Raw genomic sequence first — 19,716 nt, 5'->3', positions numbered from 1 at the left:
TACATTCGGGCCAATGACGACGAACTCGCCGACGAATCCGCCAGCGGCGCCGCGCACCAAGGTCTCACTCACCGGGGTTTCTGAGACCGCCCTGCTGACTCTGCAGGTGCGCGCACACGAGGCGCGCCGCCCGGACGGGATCATCGACGACCCGATGGCCGTGCAGCTGGTCGACTCGATCGACTTCGACTTCGCCAAGTTCGGTTACACGCGCCGCCAGGACATGGCACTGCGGGCAAAGATCTTCGACCGCGCCACGCGTCACTATCTGCACGACCATTCGAAGGCCACCGTGGTGGCCCTGGCCGAGGGTTTCCAGACGAGCTTCTACCGACTCGACAACGCTGGCGTCGGTCATGAGTTCCGTTGGCTGACAGTCGATCTGCCGCCGATGATGGAGCTGCGCAACAAGCTGCTGCCGCCCTCTGAGCGGATCCGGACGTGCGCGCAGTCCGCGCTCGACTTCAGCTGGATGGATCAGGTCGACCCGAGTGACGGCGTGTTCATCACGGCCGAAGGCCTGCTGATGTATCTGCAGCCCGACGAGGCCATGAGCCTGATCCGCGAATGCGCACAACGCTTTCCCGGTGGGCAGATGATCTTCGACCTGCCACCGGCCTGGTTCGCCGCGTGGGCGCGCCGGGGCATGCGGACCTCCCGGCGCTACCGGGTTCCGCCCATGCCGTTCAGCCTGACCCCGGCGCAGGTGGCAGATCTGGTCAACACTGTGCCAGGAGTGCGGGTCGTGCGCGATCTGCCGTTGCCCGCCGGCCGCGGCAAGGTGCTCAATGCGCTGATATGGGCAGCTCAGCGGCTTCCGCTGCTGGATCCGGTGCGGCCGGTGATGACGCTGCTCGAGTTCGGCTGAGCGCCTTCCCGAATTCCAGATGAGGGTCTTCGACGGGACCGTCGCGCAGCATCTCCGCGTCGTAGGTGTAGTTCATCGACATCACCCACGGTCCGTCGACGCCCTGGCGCGGCAGTTCGTCGACCGACCGCTGCACGTAGCCGGCCGCGAAGTCCAGCAGCGGAAGGGTTTTCATGCCGGGCTCGGTGAGCACGGGCCGCGCCACGTCGTAGCCGTGCTGATCGAGGTGCGTCAGCAGCCGGCAGAAGTGTTCGCACAGCAGGCCGACTTTGAGTGTCCACGACGAGTTCGTGTACCCGAAGGCGAAGACGAAATTCGGCACGCCGGACAGCATCATGCCCTTGTAGGCCACGGTCTCGGCGAAGTTCACCGGCTCACCGTCGACGGTCAGCGACATGCCGCCGAACAGCTGGATGTTCAATCCGGTCGCGGTGACGATGATGTCGGCCTCGAGCTCGCGCCCCGATTCCAGCCGGATACCGTTCGCGGTGAACGTGGCGATGCGATCGGTGACCACCGATGCGCTTCCGTCGCTGATGGCCGCGAACAGGTCGCCGTCCGGGACGGCGCACAGCCGTTGATCCCATGGGTTGTAGCGGGGACTGAAGTGCTCGTCGACGGGATAGCCGGCCGGCAGCTGGCTTGCGTTGATGCGACGGATGAGCCTGCGCGCGGCGGTCGGGTACTTCTGGCAGAAGGTATAGACGGCACGCTGTTTGAGGATGTTCTTGCGCCGGGTCAATGCGTAGCCACGCTCGTCGCCGAGCACCCGCTTGGCGAGATTGGCGAACGAGTCCTTGGCCGGAACCGGCATCACGTACGTCGGTGACCGCTGCAGCATCGTCACGTGCCCGGCGGTCGGCGCCATCGCGGGCACGAGCGTCACCGCGGTCGCCCCGCTGCCGATCACGACGACCTTCTTGCCGCTGTAGTCGAGATCCTCGGGCCAGTGCTGCGGATGCACGATGCGGCCGGTGAATCGCTCACTGCCCTCGAACCGCGGCGAGTAGCCCTCGTCGTATCGGTAATAACCGCCACCGCAGAACAGCCAGTTGGCGCTGAGCTGAATCAGTTCGGCGTCGCCGCCACCGCTGTCGGCACGCTCGACGTCGACGATCCAGCGGGCCTCGGCGCTGTCCCAGTCCGCCCCGAGCACCCGGTGGTGGAAGCGGATGTTTCCGTCGATGCCGTTCTCCGACACCGTTTCCCGCAGATAGGCCAGGATCTTGTCCGCGGTGGCGATGGCGTGCTCGTCGCGCCACGGCTTGAACTCGTAACCGAACGTGTGCAGATCGGAATCCGAACGAATCCCCGGGTAGCGGAACAGGTCCCAGGTGCCGCCCGTCGCGCCGCGGGCCTCCAGGATTGCGTAGCTGCGGCCCGGGTGTTCGCGCTGCAGGTAATAGGCAGCGCCGATCCCGGAAATACCGGCGCCGATGATGAGAACGTCGACGTGTTCGGTGTCAGCCATGTCCGTGACTCCTGTCGGTGGCCGGAATACTCGCGAAGTTGTTGTGATCGATCGTCGCCGCCACGGTCCCGTCGCCCAAGGTCAGAACGTCTCATTTCCGCGGCGACGATGGTGCACTCTGCACCGCTGCTCTACCGTGTGCGCATGGCCTGGAACCCGCCGTCACCTCGGGTCAGGGAGTTGATCCGGCAATGTGCGCAGATCGTGGTCAACGCTCGCCCGGAATGGCTCGACGAACTCGATCGCGCCGTGCTGGCGGCCGCGAACCCGGTGATCGCGGCAGACCCCGAGCTCGCCGCGGCCGTGAGCCGCAGCAACCGGGCGAATCTGTATTTCTGGGGCACCGCCAATGTGCGGGACCCGGGTGCGCCGGTGCCGCCCAACACCGGGCCCGAGCCGTTGAACATCGCCCGTGAACTGGTGCGCCGCGGGGTCAACGCGTTCCCGCTCGACGCGTACCGGGTCGGTGAGGGCGTCGCCTGGCGCCGCCTCATGGAGATCGCGTTCGAACTGACCTCCGACCCGACCGAACTGCACGAGCTGCTGGACGTCTGCTCGCGCTCCATCAGCGCGTTCGTCGATGCCACCTTGGCAGGCATCACGACCCAGATCGAACTGGAGCGCGACGAACTCACCCGAGGTTCGCATGCCGAACGACGCGAGACCGTGGCGCTGCTCCTCGACGGTGCCCCGATCCCCCGCCAGCGTGCCGAGGCGCGGCTCGGCTACGCACTCACCGGACCGCACACCGCCGCCGTCATCTGGAGTGACCAGCCCGACGGGGATCTGTCCCAGTTGGACCGCGCCGCCGATGCGTTCGGCCAGGCGTGCGGCGGCGCTCGGCCACTCAGTGCGCTGGCGAGTACCGCCACCCGGTGGGTGTGGGCACCGGGCCCTGTCGATGCCGCGGCCCTGCAGCACGCGATCGATGACACCGGCGATGTCCGCATCGCCATCGGGCCTGCCGACGACGGCGTGGACGGCTTCCGGCGCAGCCACTTCGACGCGATCACGACCCAGCAGATGATGGCGCGCCTGCATTCACCGCAGCAGATCGCCCGGTTCGCCGAGATCGAGTTGGTCGCGCTGATCACCGCCGACCCGGACCGCGCGGCCGGCTTCGTCAAGCGCACACTCGGCGACCTTGAGACGGCAGGCACTGAATTGCAGGAGACAGTAAGGATATTCGTCGCCGAGCAGTGCAACGCCTCGCGCGCCGCAGCACGGCTCTACCTGCACCGCAACACCCTGTTGCGGCGGCTGGCCCGCGCAGACGAACTACTACCCCGCCCGCTGGCCGACTGCACCGTCAACGCGGCCATCGCGCTCGACGTGTTGCGCTGGCACGGCCAACCCGAAGCCCGCGATCAGTCGAACGCGCCGTCCAGGTAGCGCAGGGCGTCAGATTTCCCGATCCCCAGTGCCCGCGCCGCTTCGGCGAACGAGTTCGCGGCGGCGGCCATCGCCGCGTCGGCCGGATCGGCGCGTGCGACGAACGTGCCGTATCGACCGCGCGTCTCCAGTACCCCGGCCGACTCCAGCTCCCGGTACGACCGGGCCACGGTGTTGACTGCCAGACCGATCTGACCTGCGAGTTCACGGACGGTCGGCAACCTCGTGCCCGGCGACAACCGCCCGTCCCTTATGCCGTCGATGATCTGAAGCCGGAGTTGGTCAAACAACGGTTTCTCGGCATCCGGATCGATATGAACCCAATCCCCCAATTCGGCCACGTGCCCAGTATCACCCAAAGCCGCTACGTTGGTGCTGTGCAAGTGACTGTGCTCAGCGGTGCCGGGATCTCGGCGGAGAGCGGTGTGCCCACTTTTCGCGACGTCGAGACGGGCCTGTGGGCCAAGGTCGACCCTTACGAGATCTCCAGCACGGACGGCTGGCAGCGTCACCCGGAGAAGGTGTGGGCGTGGTATCTGTGGCGCCACTACATGATGGCCGGGGTGGAGCCGAATGACGGTCACCGCGCCGTGGCCGCCTGGCAGGACTACGCCGACGTCCACGTCGTCACCCAGAACGTCGACAACCTGCACGAGCGGGCCGGCAGCACCAACGTCTACCACCTGCACGGCAGCCTTTTCGAGTTCCGTTGCGACGCTTGCGGTTCACGGTTCGAAGGTGATCTGCCCGACATGCCGGAACCGGTCGAGACCGTCGAACCGCCGGTGTGCCCGTGCGGCGGGCTGATCCGGCCCAACGTGGTGTGGTTCGGCGAGGCACTGCCCGATGCGGCATGGCAGCGTTCCGTGCTCGCGGTGAGCGGTTCGGACGTGGTGATCGTGGTGGGCACGAGCTCGATCGTCTATCCGGCCGCCGGTCTTCCCGAGGCCGCGCTCTCCGCGGGCAAGCCGGTCATCGAGATCAACCCCGAGCGCACTCCGCTTTCCGACAGCGCGACGGTGTCGCTGCGCGAGACCGCGGCGACGGCGCTACCGGGCCTGCTGCAACGCCTTCCGGTACTGCTGGGCTAAGCAGGCCGCACCGCTTTCCCGATCGCGAACTCCGAGACCGGCATCGGCACCCACGGCGGCATGGCCCACTCGCGGCGGTTGTCGCGTACCTGGAACCCGGTGTCGACGATGGTCTGTTCGGTGTCGCGGTGCGTGTGACAGTTGCCGAGCAGCCGCGGCCAGATGGTCGCGTCGGCGAGCCGCTGCAGCCGAGCCCGATATCCGGTGCCCGCGACGTGTTCGAGGTAACGCAGCTCACCGCCCGGGCGGAGTAGCGAAAAGAGTTGCCGTAGAACGCTGTTGGGCTCTTCGATGGAGCACAGCACCAGTGAGCACACCACCGCGTCGAACGGTTGCGAGCTGGCGAACCGTTCAGCGGTGTCACCGGTGACCGTGACCGGCACGGGCGCGTTGGCGGCGGCCCGGCGGGCCACCTCGGCGAGCCGGCGTTCGGGCTCGATCGCGACCACCTCGTCGACCGTCGACGGGTAATACTCGAAGTTCGTGCCGGTTCCCGCGCCAACCTCGAGCACGCGGCCCGACAAACCCGCGAGATTCTCGATCCGCAGGCGGCGCACCGATTCGGGTTCGTAGTTCGACAGGGTTTTCCACAACCGCGCGAACAACGGGTTGTCCACCAGCTTGTCGGCGTTACTCATGGGCGAATCCCTTCAGCCGGGCGACGGCCTCCTGCGGGGAGAGGTCTGTTCCGATCATTCCCGAAACGATGTGGCCGGTACACACTGCTCGCAGCACCCGGTCGGTGAATTCCTCGGCGTCGCCCCAGGGCAGGTATGGCTTGGCGATCAGCATCGCCGCGACGCCGTGTGCCGCCGTCCACAGTTCGAGCGCCAGCGACGTGGGGTCGCCGGGCGGGTAGATGCCTTCGGAGATCAGTGTTTCCACGGACGTGCGCATGTGGACGAACGCCGAACTGTTGAGCGTGACGTCGACATCGCTGCCCGGCCTGCCCTCGCCCATCGTGGCCAGGCGATAGAGCTCGGGCGTCTGGCGGGCGAAGCTCACGTAGGCCAGTCCCTGCGCGCGCAACACGTCGATCGTCGAGGGTTGGTCCTTGGCCACGCGCTGCATCTCTTCGTCGAGCTTCTCGAAATACCGCGCGCACACCGCGTCGAGCAGTGCGTCCTTGTCGGCGAAGTGCAGATAGATCGACGGCGGCGTGACACCGACCCGCTGCGCGACCGACCGGATCGAAACCGCCTTGGCGTGACCGGTTTCCAGCAACAGCTCGGTCGCGGCATCGAGAATCTGCTCGCGCAACAACTCGCCCGACCCACGTGGGGCACGGCGGCGTTTGAGCGGCTTGAGAGGTGGGATCGACACGCTAACCAGTTTCCGTCACGCCCGCCGTGGCCCGCGGCGCGTCCGCGGGCTTCTCACCGGACTCGCTGATACCGATCCGCTCGTGCAACCGGGCCAGCGGCGCGGGCGCCCACCAGTTCCACCGGCCCATCACGTGCATGAAGGCAGGCACCAGCAGCATCCGGACCAGGGTCGCGTCGACGAGGACGGCGAGGGTCAAGCCGAGGCCGAACATCCGCATGAAGGCCACCTGCGCGGCGATCAGCGCCGCGAACGATATCGACATGAGCAGCGCTGCCGCGGTCACGACCCGCCCGGTACGGGCAAGCCCGAGTGCGACGCTTTCGTCGTTCGCGGCGCGCGTCCGATCCGACTGCAGCCAGTACTCTCGGATCCGCGACACGAGGAACACCTCGTAGTCCATCGACAGGCCGAATGCGATGCAGAACAACAACACCGGCAGGTTCGCCACGAGGGTTCCGGTCGGGGTGGTGCCCAGCGCGCCCAGGTGGCCGTCCTGGAAGATCCATACCAGGGCTCCGAAGGCCGCCGACAGCGATAACACGTTGAGCACCAACGCCTTCAGCGGCAGCACCACACTGCCGGTGAGCAGGAACAGCAGCACGAACGTGATCGCGGCGATCACTCCGAGCACCAACGGCAGCCGCGAGGTGATCGCCTGTGAGCTGTCCCGGTTGATCTGCGCCACCCCGGCCAGCTGTACGTCGGCCGGTGCGGGAACCGCGTGGAGCGCATCGAGTTGCGCCTCGGACGCGTCGCTGAACAACGGGGCATCGCTGCCGACCGTCAGATAGGCGCTGCCCTCGGCCATCCCGGTCGCGGCCGAGGGTGGACCGACGCGGCGACCGTCGACGTAGGTGCCACCCGGTGCCGACACCGACGACACGTCGGCCACGTCCGACAGCCTGCTCGCGTATTGCTCGAGCTCGTTCGGCGCGACTTTGGTGACGTCGGGCAGGACGACCGTGACGTTGGTCGCCGAGTCGACCGCGAAGTCGTCGCGCATCTGGTCACCGACCTGGCGAGCCGACGCCGATTGCGGCAGCACGCGGTCGTCGGGGAAGCCCCACTTGATACCGAGGAACGGCGCACCGAGCATCAGCAGCAACGCGATGATCGCGACGCCGACCGGGATCGACCGGCGCATGACGCGCTTGGTCGTGCGGTACCAGAACGTCTCCTCGATCGGTTTGCGCACCGGCTCGGGCCTGCCGAGGACCCGCCTGGCGAACCGGCGGACGTCGTAGGCGTCGAGCCGATCCCCGAGCAGCACGATCGCCGCCGGCGCCACCACGATCGCGGCGAGCGCGGCAAGCGCCACCACCGCGATCCCGGCGTACGCAAAGGACTTCAGGAAGTACATCGGGAACAGCACCATCGCGACCATCGACAGCGCCACCGTCATCGCCGAGAACAGCACCGTGCGCCCGGCCGTCACCATGGTGCGGATCAAGGCCTGGTCGCGGTCCATGCCCTCGGCCAGTTCGTCGCGGAACCGGCTGATGATCAGCAGCGTGTAGTCGATCGCGAGCGCCAAACCCATTGCGACAGTGAGGTTGAGCGCGAAAATCGACACGTCGGTGACCATGGTGAACAAGCGCAGGACGGCCAGCGATCCGAGGATCGCGAACCCGCCGACCGCGAGCGGCAACGCCGCGGCCATGAGTCCGCCGAACACCCACACCAGAACCAGGAAGCTCAACGGGATCGCGATCGACTCCATCATCAGCAGATCTTTTTCGCTCTGCCCGTTGATCTGGACGTAGATCATCGCCTCGCCGCCGGCCCGCACGGTCACGCCGTCGCGGTCGTGCACGAGTTCGTCGGTCAGTTCCTTGGCGTGCTTCTGCGCGCCGCTCTCCCCACCGGTGATGCCTGCGACGACGAGGCCCGTCCTACCGTCCTCACTGATCAGGGCCGACGACGCGGGCGGCGGCACGGTCCAGGCGGAAGTCACTTCGGTGACGTAGGGCGACGCCTCCAGTTTCCTGGCGATCTCGGTGCCGGTGGCCTGTGCCGCCGGGCTGTCGGCCCGGTCCCCGGTGACGCTGATGACGAGCTGCATGTCACCGCGGTTGAATTTCTCGGCCAGCAACTGGGTGGCCTTCGCCGATTCCGCGGTGGGGTCCTGAAAGCCGCCTGCGGACAGGCTCTTTGCCACCGGGACACCGAAGATGCCCGCGGCGGCCATGACGAGCGCGGCGATGACGAGGATGCGCCGCGGCGCGGCGATGGCCAGCAGGGCGATTCGGTGCAGCACGTCGGTGTCCTTCCGCGACCGAACAATATCAACGTTAACTTAACAGCGATAATCTGATGACGTCAACGCCGACCTCACCGATAGGCACGATCTGCGGCGGCGAAATGTTCACATTGAATTCCGCATCACGCGCGATGAGTTCTGTTGCGACGAAGGGCCTAGCTGCTCATGACGACCAACACCACCGAGCTCACCCACACGACGCCGGTGTCGACGATGACCGACACGGGCCTGCTCATCCTGCGCGTGGCCACCGGCGCGACCATGCTGCAGGCCGGACTCATCAAAGCCTTCGACTTCTCCACCGCCGCCGGGTTCATGGAATCCAGCGGCTGGCGCCTGCCGAAGTTCGCGGCCTTCATGGTGACCGCGGCCGAGACGCTCGGCGGTATCGGCCTGCTGTTCGGCATCCTCACTCCGCTCGCGGCCTGCGCGGTGATCGGCGCGATGGTCGACGCCTGGGCCGTCAATGTGTCGGCGGACGCCTTCTGGTCACAGCCGTTCAACGTTCCGTTCCTCGTGGCCTTCGCCGCGGCGGCCCTGCTGTTCACCGGCGCGGGGACGCTGTCGGTGGACCACCGCGTGTTCGGCCGCTCCCGCGTCTCGATGCCGCTGGCCATCGGCCTGCTGGCCGTGGGCGTGATCGCCGCCGTCGTGACCTGGATCGCACTCAACGGCGTCAACCCGATTCACTTCACGGCGCCGCCGAGCTGACGCCCACTGTGGGCCGTATGCACGGTTTTTGCGCCGAAGCCGGGCACAAGGCCCACGCTCGTGGCACCCCGACTCGAGCTACTCGCCGGAAACCTACCCAAAAGTAGTATTGCCACCATTTTCCGAATCGTGACTCAAAGATTCCTTAATGGTGACCCATACGCTCAGTGTCATGTGGATCGACGACACCAGTGCAGATGTCATCAAGGTCGACTTCGACGCTCTCTACCACGGCGATGTCCTGGTCGAGGGTGACACGTCGGAGCAGTTTGACGACTACCAGTCCCTTCCGACGGCAGTATGAGAAAACGCGCGCCTCGCGGCGCGCGTTTTCCGTATGCAGTTTGCCGGTGAGTTAGCCGAGCCCGGCCCCAGTCCTCGCGTTACGCGAGGACTGTTTCTTTCTTCAGGTCGTCCTCGTCGGCGCCGATCATGTTGAGCAAGCGCCCACTGATGAGGATCTCGGCCTCCGCCACCATCCGCGATACCAACTCGCCGACCGTGGGAATGTCGTTGATCAGCCCCATGGACGTGCCGACCGACCAGATGCCCGCGTCGAGGTCGCCGATCTCGTAGACCTTGACGCCGCGCTTGCCAGCGACCAGATCCTTGACGTCCTCGAACTGGCCACCGTTGTTGAGAATCTGCACCACCTCACGCGAAACTGCGTTGCTCGCGACGCGGGCGGTGTTGCGCAGCGGCCGGAAGATCAGCTCGGTGTCGAGCTCGGTGCCCGCCACGATCGCTTCCTTGACCTTCTGATGAATCGCCGATTCGACCGTGCACATGAACCGCGAGCCCATGTTGATGCCGTCGGCACCCAGCGCCAGCGCCGCCACCAGACCGCGCGCATCGGCGAAACCGCCCGAGGCGATCATCGGGATCTCGATCTTGGCGGCCGCGGCCGGGATCAGCACCAGACCGGGAATGTCGTCCTCGCCCGGATGCCCCGCGCACTCGAACCCGTCGATGCTGATGCCGTCCACACCCAGGCTCTGCGCCTTGACCGCATGCCGCACCGACGTGCACTTGTGCAGCACCTTGATGCCGTTGTCGTGGAACATCGGCAGGTGCGGAGCCGGGTTGGAGCCCGCGGTCTCGACGATCTTGACACCTGAGTCGACGATGACCTGGCGGTACTCGTCGTAAGGCGGCGGGTTGATCGTCGGCAGGATCGTCAGGTTGACGCCGAACGGCTTGTCGGTCAGTTCGCGGCACCGCTCGATCTCTTTGGCCAGATCGGCGGGCGTGGGCTGGGTGAGCGCCGTGATGAAGCCCAGCGCACCTGAATTAGCCACGGCGGCAACGAGTTCCGCGCGGCCGACCCACTGCATGCCACCCTGCACGATGGGATGCTCGACCCCGAACGTCTCGGTGAATTTCGTGTTGAGTGCCATGGTCTACCTCGGTGCCATCCGGATCGCGCCGTCGAGGCGGATGACCTCGCCGTTGAGCATCGGGTTCTCGACGATGTGCACGGCGAGCGCGCCGTACTCGTCAGGATCGCCGAGCCGGGCCGGATGCGGCACCTGCTGCCCCAGCGACTTCTGGGCCTCCTCGGGCAGCGAACCCAGCAGCGGAGTCTTGAACAGACCCGGCGCGATCGTGCACACCCGGATCAGCTCACGCGACAGGTCACGCGCGATCGGCAGCGTCATGCCGACGACGCCGCCCTTGGACGCAGAGTAGGCGGCCTGGCCGATCTGGCCGTCGAATGCCGCCACCGAGGCGGTGTTGATGATGACGCCGCGCTCCTCACCGAGCGGCTCGGTCCTGGCGATCCGCTCGGCCGCCAACCGCAGCACGTTGAACGTGCCGATCAGGTTGACCTCGACCACCTTGCGGAAGCCGTCGAGCGGAAACGCCCCGTTCTTGCTCAGCGTCTTGATCGCGTTGCCGATGCCGGCGCAGTTGACGTTGATCCGCACCGGGCCCAGCGACTCGGCCACATCGAGCGCCTCGCTCACCCCGGCCTCATCGGTGACATCGGTGCTCACGAACCTGGCGCGATCGCCCAGTTCGGCCACCACCTCTTCACCTTTGAGGTCGATGACCACAACCTGCGCGCCCGCATCGAGCAGCCGCTTGGTCGTGGCCAGGCCCAGGCCGGATGCGCCCCCGGTGACGACGGCTACCGCGTCTTTGATCTCCACTTACCGCATTCCTTTCCGGCCGGCCTTATGCCGACCTACTGGTTGGTTGGGACTTTATACCCAGTCGCGCAGCACGGCGTCGGTGTCCGCTCCGCGTTCGCCCGGCGGGGTGGGCTGAGCCAGGGTGCTGCGGGAGAAGCGCGGGGCGGGCATCGGCTGGAGGTCGCCCGCGTCGTCATAGAACGTGTCGCGTTCGGCGATGTGCGGTTCGGTGAGCACCTCGGCGAAGCTCAGCACCGGCGTCGCACACGCGTCGGTGCCGTTGAACACCTCGGCCCAGTGGTCGCGGTCGTGGGCGGCGAACGCCTTCGTGAACACCTCGCGCAACTCGGGCCAGCGGGCGATGTCGTTCTGGCCCGGCAGATCGGCGGAGTCCAGCCCCAGCCCCTTGAGCAGCTCGGCGTAGAACTGCGGCTCGATCGCGCCGACCGCCATGTACTTGCCGTCCGCGGTCTCATAGGTGTCGTAGTACGGCGCGCCGGTGTCGAGCATGTTGGTGCCGCGTTCGTCGGACCACATGCCGTTGGCGCGAAAGCCCCACATCATCTGCATCAGCACCGACGAACCGTCGACCATCGCGGCATCGATCACCTGACCCTTGCCCGACGTCTGACGCTCGAACAGCGCCGCCAAGATCCCGACGAGCAGGAACATCGACCCGCCGCCGAAGTCACCGGCCAGGTTCAGCGGCGGCACCGGTCGCTCACCCTTGCGCCCGACCGCATGCAGCAGCCCGTTGAGCGAGATGTAGTTGATGTCATGGCCGGCCTGCAGGGCGCGCGGACCGTCCTGGCCCCAGCCCGTCATGCGGGCGTAGATGAGTTTGTCGTTGACCTTGGCGCAGTCGTCGGGGCCGAGGCCGAGGCGTTCGGTGACGCCGGGCCGGTAGCCCTCGATCAGCACGTCGGCCTTCGAGATCAGCCGCAGCACAAGCTCGCGGCCCTCGTCGCTCTTGAGGTCGGCCGCGACCGAACGACGGTTGCGCAGCATCGAATCGCGGTCACCCGCGGGCACTCCCCCACCCCTGTTCGGGCGCTCGATGCGCACCACGTCGGCGCCGAGATCGCCGAGAATCATCGCCGCGTGTGGGCCGGGGCCGATGCCGGCCAACTCGACGACGCGCAAACCGTGCAATGGTCCTGTCATGCTCTACCGCCCCTTCGCGTGTTAGGCCTCAGTTGACCGCGACATAGCTTACTTGTATAACCTTGTCGCCAGATTTAGGGTGCAGCAATGACCACTGTTGACTCCAGGGACTCCGGCACCGCCTCCTATCCCCGCATCGACGCCGTCTCGGTGTCGCTCGCCGACGGCGTGCTGTCGGTCACCCTCAACCGGCCCGACAGCCTGAACTCGCTGACGCAGGACATGTTGACCGCGATCGCCGAAGCGATGGAGTTCGCCGCGACCGACCCGCAGGTGCGCGTCGTGCGGCTCGGCGGCGCCGGCCGTGGGTTCAGCTCGGGCGCGGGCATCAGCGAGGAGGATCAGAACGCCAAGAGCCACGACGCCGCGGGCGTGCTCGACGCCGCCAACCGTGCCGTCGCGTCCATCGTGGCGCTGCCGAAACCCGTTGTCGCCGTGGTGCAGGGACCTGCCGCCGGCGTCGGGGTGTCGCTGGCGCTGGCCTGCGACATCGTGCTGGCCTCCGATCAGGCGTTCTTCCTGTTGGCCTTCACCAAGATCGGGCTGATGCCCGACGGCGGTGCCTCGGCGTTGGTCGCGGCGAACATCGGCCGCATCCGGGCCATGCGTCTGGCGTTGCTCGCCGATCGGCTCACCGCCGCCGACGCCTACGACTGGGGTCTGATCAGCGGGGTGTATCCGGCGGCCGAGTTCGACGCCGCGGTCGACAAGGTGATCTCGAAGCTTCGGTCCGGGCCCGCGGTGGCGTTGCGCAAGACCAAGCAGGCCGTGAACGCGGCCACGCTGACCGAACTCGACGGCGCGTTCGCCCGGGAGCGCGAAGGCCAGCTGCAGCTCTTGGTGTCCAACGATTTCCGTGAGGGCACCAAGGCCTTCCAGCAGAACCGGCGCCCGGAGTTCACCGACTCCTGACGTTTCTCCCGTGAGCAGACAGAGAATCGCATTACCGCACCCAGTTTCGTGCGATTCTGCGTCTGCTCGCGGCCGAAAATCGTTGGACTGAACCGGTGCCGGGTGGGCACCATCGAGTGTTGTGAGCATGCAACACGACATCGAGCGGCCGGTGCGCGACACCGGCGGGTGGCGTGTGCTCGCCCCCTTCCGGATCCGCGAGTACCGGCTGCTCATCGCCGCGGTGACGCTGTCGATCTTCGCCGAGGGCATGTGGTCGGTCGTGATGGCGTTGCAGGTCATCGCGATCGACAACGATCCGGCGTCGCTGTCGTTGGTCGCGACGTGCCTGGGCGCGGGCCTGGTTGCGTTCGTGCTCGTGGGCGGTATCGCCGCGGACCGGATCAATCAGCGCACGATCATCATCGCCGTCGAGGCGGTCAACTTCGTCACCGTGTCGATCATCGCCGTGCTGGGCTTGCTGGGCGCGCTGAAGATCTGGCATATGGCAGTCGCTGCAGCCATTCTCGGCATCGCCGCGGCGTTCTTCTTTCCGGCGTACAGCGCGATCCTGCCCCGCATCCTTCCGCCCGAACAGCTGTTGGCCGCCAACGGCGTGGAAGGTGTGGTCCGCCCGGTTTTCCAGCGCTCGGTCGGCCCGGCCGTCGCGGGCATGGTGATCGGGGCGACGATCCCGTACGTGGGCGCGATCGTCGTCGCGGTGCTGTTCGGCCTTGGGCTGGCCCTACTGGTCGCGACCCGGCCGGAGGCGGATTCGCATGCCGCACAGCCGGTTACCGAACAGCCTCATGTCCTGCGCGATCTGCGTGACGGGTTCATGTTCATGCTGCGCACCCGATGGCTGCTGTGGACACTGCTGTTCGCGAGCATGTTCGTGCTCGTCGTGCTGGGACCGATCGAGGTGCTCCTGCCGTTCATCGCGCAGGACCGATTCGCCGACGGAGCCCGGGCTTACGGATTCATCCTGGCGTTCTTCGGCTTCGGCAGCGCGCTCGGCGCATTGACGGTGTCGTCACGCCGGATGCCGCGGCGGTATCTGACGACGATGATGGTGATGTGGGGCCTCGGTTCGGCACCGCTGGTGGTTGTGGGCTACACCTCGTCGTTCCCGTTGATGGCGTTGGCGACGTTCGTCGTCGGCGTGACCGACGGTGCGGGCATGGTGATCTGGGGAACGCTGCTGCAGCGGCGGGTGCCGCGAGAGATGTTGGGCCGAGTGTCGAGCCTGGACTTCTTCGTCTCGCTGGCGTTCATGCCGTTGTCGTTCGCGATCGTGGGCCCGCTGTCGAAAGTCATCTCGATGGAGACGATCTTCCTCGTATCGGGCATCGCGCCGGCACTGCTGGCGCTTGTCGCGCTCACGGCCGCCCGCATGCCCCGCGACGAGTTGGCGCACCCGCTGCGTTAGACGCCGAAGATCGGTGGCAGGACGAGCACCATGATCAGGCCCCAGAAAAAGTGGGTCAGCATCGGGGCGAGCACGCCACCGGTCATCCTGCGCTCATAGGCGCATACCGCGCCGAGCAGGATGCCCGCGAAGCCGAGCATCGGGTTGCCCGCCGCCATGACCGCGGCGACGTAGATCACCGTCGAGATGACGGCCGGATAGTGGTTGCCCAGAGCGGTGTAGAGCGCGCCGCGGAAGAACAACTCCTCGGCCACCCCGTTGATCACCGTGATGAACACGATGACCAGCAGGGGCCCATGATTGGCGAATTCGAGTACGGCAGTGACATATTCGCGCAGGCCGGGGATCAGCCTCGCGATCAGGCCGCCGACGGCGAACATCGCGCCGAGCCCGAGTCCGACGACCGTGCCGAGCACTATCGGGCGCCGGTCACGGCCGAGCTGCAGCGGCCCGGACACGATCGCGCCCACAGTCCACACCGCGGCCATCGCCAAAGTCAGCCAGTAGAACGAGGTGTCGCCGGGCTCACGTCCCAGTGAATACGCCTGCAGCATGGCACCGGCGACCAACACGACGCCGACCACGATCCGCCTGCGCAGCACCACGGTGCGCGTTTCCTGGTCGGCCATCGCCACCGTCATACCCGTTTCACCACCAGGCTGAACACGACATCGAGTCCCGAGCGCAGTACGGCCGCCACCGGACCGGGCATCGGCGGGAGCAGGCTGAGCGCGGGACGCACAAACGGCGGCGTGAACTGTCGGATCCGCGACCGGTCGCCGCCGGCCCAGTCCGGGTCGGTGTCGGCCAAGTGGTGCGGGTCGGCCAGCTCGTTGACCGGGCGGCGCTGCCGGCTCGCGAGCGCCGAGGCCAGCGCGTCGTCGACGCCGAGCAGGCCGCCTGGCGGATCGGGCACGAAGGCACGGATGCCGTCACCGGCGGCCGTCATCGGATGATCAAGGGAGGCAGTCAGATCGGCCGCCAAGCCGTCGGGAACCGGCAGGGCGATCGCCGACACGCGCGACGCCAAACCGGTCGCCACGCCGAACACCGGGATCCCGATCCGCCGCTTGCCGGCCAAGCGGGCGTAGGTGGCCAACAAGTCGCGATACGTCGTGCGTTGCGGCCCGTAGATGTCGTAGGCGCCAGCGGGTAGTCGCTCGGCGTCCCCGGCAGCCACGAGGTAATACAGCACGTCGCGAATCGAGATCGGGTCCATCGGGTTGGCCATCCAGCGCGGCATCGGCATCACCGGGAACCGGTCCCCCACATAGCGCAGGATCTCGAACGACGTCGAACCCGCACCGATGATCATCGCCGCGCCCAGCCACACCACCTCCGGCCCGCCGTCAACGGTGAGCGCGTGTGCCACCTCGGCACGGCCGGCGAGATGCTCGGAGAGCGCATCGTCGTCCGGCACGAAACCGCCGAGATAGACGATGCGGCTCACCCCCGCGTCGCGCGCGGCAGTCGCGAAGTTGGCCGCGGCCTGGTTGTCGGCTTCACGGAACCCGGGCTGCCCGATGCCGTGCACGAGGTAGTAGACAACGTCGATCGGACCGGCCTGCGCGAAGGCACACGCGACCGAGTCCGGGTCATCGGCGTCGAGCGCCACCGCGGTCACGTCGGGATACCACCCGAAGTCCGTCAACCGGGCCGGGCTACGGCTGCCCACCACGACGTCGTGGTTGTCCGCGAGCAGCGCCGTGACCAGCCGCGAGCCCACATAACCGGTCGCACCGGCCACGAGTATCCGCATATCCCGCCTTGTCTTCGAGCTCATGTCGGCGCGACGTATACCCCGGCCGCGATCGCCGCAATCGTCGCGTCGACCGCACGCTCGGCGTCGGCGGCGGTGAGCGGTCTTGTGCTGGTGAGGAACTGGTAGTACAGCGGGGCGGAAACCTGCCGGATGGCGGCGGCCGCATCGGTTCCGGGAGGCGCCTCACCTCGGTCGATGGCATCGACGACGCAGCCGGCCCACTCCGCGATGCGCCGGTCGTAGAAGACCTGCAGCGCGTCGGCGGTGCGCCGGTCACAGGTCGCGGCCGCGATGATGGCCTTGAACAGCGGGCCCTGACGCGGGTCGGTCAAGGTCCGCCGCACCAACGTGGCGTTGGCCCGCAGGTCGGTGCGCAGCGATCCGCTGTGGGCGCGTGGCGATGATTGTTCGGCCATGTCGGCGAGCAGGTCGGCGACGAGTGCCGGCACCGATCCCCAGCGGCGGTAGACGGTCGACTTGCCGACCTCGGCGCGTTCGGCCACCGCGGTGAGCTCGAGGCCCTCCAGGCCCGTCTCGATCAGCAGGTCGGCGGCCGCGCGGAGCACCGCCTCACGCACTGCCGCGGTGCGTCCGCCCGGTCGTTCGCCAGCCATCGCCACCATCTTAATAGGACGTCGTTCCCATTAGTGCTACTGTCTGCTAACGGGAAAATAGTTCTATTAAGGAGTCGGCATGGAATATCGCAGGGTGGGCAACTCGGGCCTGACGGTGTCCGAATTGAGTTTCGGTGCAGCAACTTTCGGTGGTCGCGGAGAGTTCTTCGGAGCTTGGGGCGATACGGGCGTCGAGCAGGCCCGCGCGATGGTCGACTTGTGCCTGGAGTCGGGCATCACGATGTTCGACACCGCGGACGTGTATTCGGACGGCGCGTCGGAGGAGGTGCTCGGCGCGGCCTTGCGCGGGCGCCGCGACAGCGTCCTGATCTCCACCAAGGCCGCCCTGCCGACCGGTCCGGAAGACTGGGGCACGTCGCGGTCGCGGCTGCTGCGCGCGGTGGACGATGCGCTGCAACGCTTGCAGACCGACCGCATCGACCTGTTTCAGCTGCACGCCTACGACGCGTTCACCCCGATCGACGAAGTGCTGCAGACGCTGGACGTGCTCGTCGAACAGGGCAAGGTGCGCTACACCGGCGTGTCCAACTTCTCGGGCTGGCAACTGATGAAATCTCTCGACCTGGCCGAAAAGCACCATCGCCCAAGGTATGTCGCGCACCAGGTGTACTACTCGCTGATCGGCCGCGACTACGAGTGGGAGCTCATGCCGCTCGGCATGTCCGAAGGCGTCGGCGCGCTCGTGTGGAGCCCGCTGGGCTGGGGCCGGCTGACCGGGAAGATCCGTCGCGGCGAGCCGCTGCCACAGCACAGCCGCCTGCACGCCACCGCGGACGCCGGACCACCGGTCGACGACGAACTGCTCTACGACGTCGTCGACGTACTGGCCGCAATCGCCGCCGAAACCGGCAAGACCATCCCCCAGGTCGCGCTGAACTGGCTGCTGCGCCGGCCGACTGTGTCATCGGTCATCGTGGGAGCGCGGGACGAGCGCCAGCTCCGCGACAACCTCGGAGCGGGCGGGTGGCGGCTCGATGCCGACCAGATCGCGCGGCTCGATGCGGCGAGCCGCCGAGAGGCGCCCTACCCGTACTTTCCCTACTTCCGGCAGGAGGGGTTCGCGCGGCTCAACCCGCCGATCGGTGCAAATCGGTGAGGTGGGTGTAGGCCTTCGCGTTGAACTGGTTGTGGCCGACCTCGTCGTCGGTCAGCTCGCGGCGCACCTTGGCCGGCACGCCGGCCACCAATGATCGCGGCGGGACCACCATGCCCTGTGGCACCACGGCACCGGCCGCGACCAGGGATCCGGCACCGATGACCGCGCCGTTGAGCACGACCGCACCCATCCCGACCAGGCTGTCGTCCTCGACGGTGCAGCCGTGCAGCACCACGTTGTGTCCCACTGTCACCCCCGCACCGATGCGGCACGGAAATCCGGGATCGACGTGGACGGTGACACCGTCCTGGATATTGCTGTTCGTGCCGACCTCGATGGGCTCGGACTCGGCCCGCAGCGTCGCGCCGTACCAGACACTGGCCCCCGCGGCCAGCGAAACCTGCCCGATCACAGTGGCGTTCGGCGCCACCCAGGAGTCGGAATCCAGGTGCGGCGTGTGGCCAAGGACGGTGACGATCAGCGGCTCAGGCATGCGGGCCATCGTAAACAGCCGGATGGCGCGGTCACGCCCCCTGGTAGACCTTGCGGTAGCTCGACGGTGACATGCCGAGCCCGCGCCGCAGGTGGTGGCGCAGGTTGCCCGCGGTACCAAGACCGGACAGCCGTGCCACCTCCTCGACCGCGAGGTCGTGGGATTCCAGCAACTCCCTGGCCCGATCGAGGCGGCGGTTGCGGATCCACGCCCCGGGCGCCTGGCCGGTCTCCTCTTGAAAGCGGCGGCTGAACGTCCTGGCGCTCATGTGCGCGTGGCGGGCCAGCCGCTGCACGGTGAGGTCCTCGTGCAGATGGTTCAGCGCCCACTCCCGGGTCGCCGCGGTCGACGCCTGATCGGTGACCGGCATCCGGCGGTCGATGAACTGAGCCTGACCGCCCTCGCGCCACGGCGGCACCACGCAGTAGCGGGCAACGGTGTTCGCGACCTGGGCGCCGTGGTCAGACCGAATGATGTGCAGGCACAAGTCGATTCCGGCGGCCAGACCCGCCGACGTCAGCAGGTCGCCATCGTCGACGAACAACACGTTCTCGTCGAGCCTCACCTTCGGATGCATCGAGCGCAGGGTCTCGGCGTGCTGCCAGTGGGTGGTGGCCGGCCTGCCGTCGAGCCATCCGGCCGCGGCCAACACGAAGGCCCCGGTGCAGATCGACACCAGCCGCGTACCGGGCCGGATCGTGTTCAGCGCGGCCGCCACGTCCTCGCCGAGCACCCCCTCGAACCGGGCCCGCGGATAGCGCGTGCCCGGGATCACCACGGTGTCGGCGGTGGCCAACGCCTCCCGGCCGGCCGCCGGGACCATCGCGAAGCCGCTCGTTGTCGCGACCGGGCCCGGCGTCAGCCCGCACGTCACCACTTCGTAGAGCGGTGCGCCGTCGGTATCGGTGGCGTTGGAGAACAGCGTCGGCGCGATGGTCGCGTCGAAACCGATCACCGGTTCGAGCAGGAGGACGACGACACGATGCACACCC

The 19,716-nt window shown here is 67.4% G+C and carries 21 protein-coding genes; 8 read left to right on the top strand and 13 right to left on the bottom strand.

Features of this window, described 5'->3' with window-relative positions:
* Positions 1-13: 13 nt before the first annotated feature.
* Positions 14-868: a class I SAM-dependent methyltransferase gene (locus ACOI2T_RS09065; RefSeq protein ID WP_409503218.1), complete on the top strand. Its 855-nt coding sequence runs from the start codon at positions 14-16 to the stop codon at positions 866-868.
* Here the strand turns inward: ACOI2T_RS09065 and ACOI2T_RS09060 are convergent.
* Positions 786-2,339 carry a flavin-containing monooxygenase gene (locus tag ACOI2T_RS09060; RefSeq protein ID WP_409503219.1) on the bottom strand — a complete coding sequence of 518 codons (1,554 nt, stop codon included), beginning with the start codon at positions 2,337-2,339 and terminating at the stop codon, positions 786-788. The genes ACOI2T_RS09065 and ACOI2T_RS09060 overlap by 83 nt on opposite strands.
* A gap of 144 nt (positions 2,340-2,483) precedes the next feature.
* Between ACOI2T_RS09060 and ACOI2T_RS09055 the strand changes: the two genes are divergently transcribed.
* Positions 2,484-3,731: an Rv1453 family transcriptional regulator gene (locus ACOI2T_RS09055; RefSeq protein ID WP_409503220.1), complete on the top strand. Its 1,248-nt coding sequence runs from the start codon at positions 2,484-2,486 to the stop codon at positions 3,729-3,731.
* On the opposite strand, the gene ACOI2T_RS09050 is transcribed toward ACOI2T_RS09055, so the two are convergent.
* Complete coding sequence (locus ACOI2T_RS09050; protein WP_409503221.1) at positions 3,707-4,072, bottom strand: Rv1152 family transcriptional regulator; 366 nt, start codon at positions 4,070-4,072, stop codon at positions 3,707-3,709. The genes ACOI2T_RS09055 and ACOI2T_RS09050 overlap by 25 nt on opposite strands.
* Positions 4,073-4,108: 36 nt before the next feature.
* Here ACOI2T_RS09050 and ACOI2T_RS09045 point away from each other — a divergent pair, with 36 nt between their 5' ends.
* A complete protein-coding gene (locus ACOI2T_RS09045; RefSeq protein WP_067850997.1) occupies positions 4,109-4,822 on the top strand; it encodes an NAD-dependent deacylase in 714 nt (237 codons plus the stop codon).
* Here the strand turns inward: ACOI2T_RS09045 and ACOI2T_RS09040 are convergent.
* Genes ACOI2T_RS09040 through ACOI2T_RS09030 form a run of 3 tightly spaced genes read right to left on the bottom strand, consistent with a single transcriptional unit; the run spans position 4,819 to position 8,405 of the window.
* Positions 4,819-5,460 (bottom strand): class I SAM-dependent methyltransferase, encoded by a 642-nt coding sequence (locus ACOI2T_RS09040; RefSeq protein WP_085143891.1) that lies wholly within the window; start codon positions 5,458-5,460, stop codon positions 4,819-4,821. The two genes, ACOI2T_RS09045 and ACOI2T_RS09040, sit on opposite strands and share 4 nt — an antisense overlap.
* The gene (locus tag ACOI2T_RS09035; protein ID WP_234790874.1) at positions 5,453-6,145 is read right to left on the bottom strand and encodes a TetR/AcrR family transcriptional regulator; all 693 of its coding nucleotides are present in this window, start codon (positions 6,143-6,145) and stop codon (positions 5,453-5,455) included. Before ACOI2T_RS09035 ends, ACOI2T_RS09040 begins: the two co-directional genes overlap by 8 nt.
* Before the next feature lies 1 nt (position 6,146).
* Entirely contained in the window at positions 6,147-8,405 is a 2,259-nt protein-coding gene (locus tag ACOI2T_RS09030; protein WP_409503222.1) for an MMPL family transporter, read from the bottom strand.
* Positions 8,406-8,573: 168 nt separating this feature from the next.
* On the opposite strand from ACOI2T_RS09030, the gene ACOI2T_RS09025 reads away from it, so the two are divergent.
* Together ACOI2T_RS09025 and ACOI2T_RS09020 are read left to right on the top strand one after the other, a co-directional pair.
* Positions 8,574-9,119, top strand: a complete 546-nt coding sequence (locus ACOI2T_RS09025) for a DoxX family protein (RefSeq protein WP_067850629.1) — start codon at positions 8,574-8,576, stop codon at positions 9,117-9,119.
* 172 nt (positions 9,120-9,291) lie between these two features.
* On the top strand, positions 9,292-9,423 hold the full coding sequence (locus ACOI2T_RS09020; RefSeq protein ID WP_110775021.1) for a hypothetical protein: 132 nt from the start codon (positions 9,292-9,294) through the stop codon (positions 9,421-9,423).
* Between the two features lie 79 nt (positions 9,424-9,502).
* Here the strand turns inward: ACOI2T_RS09020 and ACOI2T_RS09015 are convergent, their stop codons facing one another.
* Genes ACOI2T_RS09015 through ACOI2T_RS09005 form a run of 3 tightly spaced genes read right to left on the bottom strand, consistent with a single transcriptional unit; the run spans position 9,503 to position 12,418 of the window.
* Positions 9,503-10,516, bottom strand: coding sequence for an NAD(P)H-dependent flavin oxidoreductase (locus ACOI2T_RS09015; protein WP_409503223.1), 1,014 nt, complete (start codon positions 10,514-10,516; stop codon positions 9,503-9,505).
* Positions 10,517-10,519: 3 nt separating this feature from the next.
* Complete coding sequence (locus ACOI2T_RS09010; protein ID WP_409503224.1) at positions 10,520-11,272, bottom strand: 3-hydroxyacyl-CoA dehydrogenase; 753 nt, start codon at positions 11,270-11,272, stop codon at positions 10,520-10,522.
* Positions 11,273-11,326: 54 nt separating this feature from the next.
* Positions 11,327-12,418, bottom strand: coding sequence for a CaiB/BaiF CoA transferase family protein (locus tag ACOI2T_RS09005; RefSeq protein WP_409503225.1), 1,092 nt, complete (start codon positions 12,416-12,418; stop codon positions 11,327-11,329).
* An 87-nt stretch (positions 12,419-12,505) separates the two neighbouring features.
* On the opposite strand from ACOI2T_RS09005, the gene ACOI2T_RS09000 reads away from it, so the two are divergent.
* On the top strand, positions 12,506-13,330 hold the full coding sequence (locus ACOI2T_RS09000) for an enoyl-CoA hydratase (protein ID WP_409503226.1): 825 nt from the start codon (positions 12,506-12,508) through the stop codon (positions 13,328-13,330).
* A 127-nt stretch (positions 13,331-13,457) separates the two neighbouring features.
* On the top strand, positions 13,458-14,738 hold the full coding sequence (gene tet(V) / locus ACOI2T_RS08995) for a tetracycline efflux MFS transporter Tet(V) (RefSeq protein ID WP_085144288.1): 1,281 nt from the start codon (positions 13,458-13,460) through the stop codon (positions 14,736-14,738).
* Here the strand turns inward: tet(V) and ACOI2T_RS08990 are convergent.
* Genes ACOI2T_RS08990 through ACOI2T_RS08980 form a run of 3 tightly spaced genes read right to left on the bottom strand, consistent with a single transcriptional unit; the run spans position 14,735 to position 17,114 of the window.
* Positions 14,735-15,379, bottom strand: a complete 645-nt coding sequence (locus ACOI2T_RS08990) for a CPBP family intramembrane glutamic endopeptidase (protein WP_067850619.1) — start codon at positions 15,377-15,379, stop codon at positions 14,735-14,737. The two genes, tet(V) and ACOI2T_RS08990, sit on opposite strands and share 4 nt — an antisense overlap.
* On the bottom strand, positions 15,376-16,497 hold the full coding sequence (locus tag ACOI2T_RS08985) for an NAD(P)H-binding protein (RefSeq protein ID WP_409503227.1): 1,122 nt from the start codon (positions 16,495-16,497) through the stop codon (positions 15,376-15,378). Before ACOI2T_RS08985 ends, ACOI2T_RS08990 begins: the two co-directional genes overlap by 4 nt.
* A 20-nt stretch (positions 16,498-16,517) precedes the next feature.
* Positions 16,518-17,114 carry a TetR/AcrR family transcriptional regulator gene (locus ACOI2T_RS08980; protein WP_409503228.1) on the bottom strand — a complete coding sequence of 199 codons (597 nt, stop codon included), beginning with the start codon at positions 17,112-17,114 and terminating at the stop codon, positions 16,518-16,520.
* 79 nt (positions 17,115-17,193) lie between these two features.
* Between ACOI2T_RS08980 and ACOI2T_RS08975 the strand changes: the two genes are divergently transcribed.
* Positions 17,194-18,231 carry an aldo/keto reductase gene (locus ACOI2T_RS08975; protein ID WP_409503229.1) on the top strand — a complete coding sequence of 346 codons (1,038 nt, stop codon included), beginning with the start codon at positions 17,194-17,196 and terminating at the stop codon, positions 18,229-18,231.
* Here ACOI2T_RS08975 and ACOI2T_RS08970 read toward each other — a convergent pair.
* Both ACOI2T_RS08970 and ACOI2T_RS08965 read right to left on the bottom strand, forming a co-directional pair.
* Positions 18,203-18,724, bottom strand: coding sequence for a gamma carbonic anhydrase family protein (locus tag ACOI2T_RS08970; protein WP_409503230.1), 522 nt, complete (start codon positions 18,722-18,724; stop codon positions 18,203-18,205). The genes ACOI2T_RS08975 and ACOI2T_RS08970 overlap by 29 nt on opposite strands.
* Positions 18,725-18,755: 31 nt before the next feature.
* Positions 18,756-19,712 carry a GlxA family transcriptional regulator gene (locus tag ACOI2T_RS08965; RefSeq protein WP_409503231.1) on the bottom strand — a complete coding sequence of 319 codons (957 nt, stop codon included), beginning with the start codon at positions 19,710-19,712 and terminating at the stop codon, positions 18,756-18,758.
* Positions 19,713-19,716: the final 4 nt, after the last annotated feature.

This window comes from Mycolicibacterium wolinskyi str. Jessa 2025 (assembly GCF_049241375.1).
Taxonomy (GTDB): Bacteria; Actinomycetota; Actinomycetes; order Mycobacteriales; family Mycobacteriaceae; genus Mycobacterium; species Mycobacterium wolinskyi.
The sequence above is the reverse complement of the archived record's forward strand: the minus strand, read 5'-3'. Positions and strand labels throughout refer to the sequence as shown.

Coding starts and splice junctions, on each gene's coding strand:
- ACOI2T_RS09065 (WP_409503218.1), top strand. CDS start 14: ATGACGACGAACTCGCCGACGAATCCGCCAGCGGCGCCGCGCACCAAG.
- ACOI2T_RS09060 (WP_409503219.1), bottom strand. CDS start 2,339: ATGGCTGACACCGAACACGTCGACGTTCTCATCATCGGCGCCGGTATT.
- ACOI2T_RS09055 (WP_409503220.1), top strand. CDS start 2,484: ATGGCCTGGAACCCGCCGTCACCTCGGGTCAGGGAGTTGATCCGGCAA.
- ACOI2T_RS09040 (WP_085143891.1), bottom strand. CDS start 5,460: ATGAGTAACGCCGACAAGCTGGTGGACAACCCGTTGTTCGCGCGGTTG.
- ACOI2T_RS09025 (WP_067850629.1), top strand. CDS start 8,574: ATGACGACCAACACCACCGAGCTCACCCACACGACGCCGGTGTCGACG.
- ACOI2T_RS09020 (WP_110775021.1), top strand. CDS start 9,292: ATGTGGATCGACGACACCAGTGCAGATGTCATCAAGGTCGACTTCGAC.
- ACOI2T_RS09015 (WP_409503223.1), bottom strand. CDS start 10,516: ATGGCACTCAACACGAAATTCACCGAGACGTTCGGGGTCGAGCATCCC.
- ACOI2T_RS09005 (WP_409503225.1), bottom strand. CDS start 12,418: ATGACAGGACCATTGCACGGTTTGCGCGTCGTCGAGTTGGCCGGCATC.
- ACOI2T_RS09000 (WP_409503226.1), top strand. CDS start 12,506: ATGACCACTGTTGACTCCAGGGACTCCGGCACCGCCTCCTATCCCCGC.
- ACOI2T_RS08990 (WP_067850619.1), bottom strand. CDS start 15,379: ATGACGGTGGCGATGGCCGACCAGGAAACGCGCACCGTGGTGCTGCGC.
- ACOI2T_RS08985 (WP_409503227.1), bottom strand. CDS start 16,497: ATGCGGATACTCGTGGCCGGTGCGACCGGTTATGTGGGCTCGCGGCTG.
- ACOI2T_RS08980 (WP_409503228.1), bottom strand. CDS start 17,114: ATGGCTGGCGAACGACCGGGCGGACGCACCGCGGCAGTGCGTGAGGCG.
- ACOI2T_RS08975 (WP_409503229.1), top strand. CDS start 17,194: ATGGAATATCGCAGGGTGGGCAACTCGGGCCTGACGGTGTCCGAATTG.
- ACOI2T_RS08970 (WP_409503230.1), bottom strand. CDS start 18,724: ATGCCTGAGCCGCTGATCGTCACCGTCCTTGGCCACACGCCGCACCTG.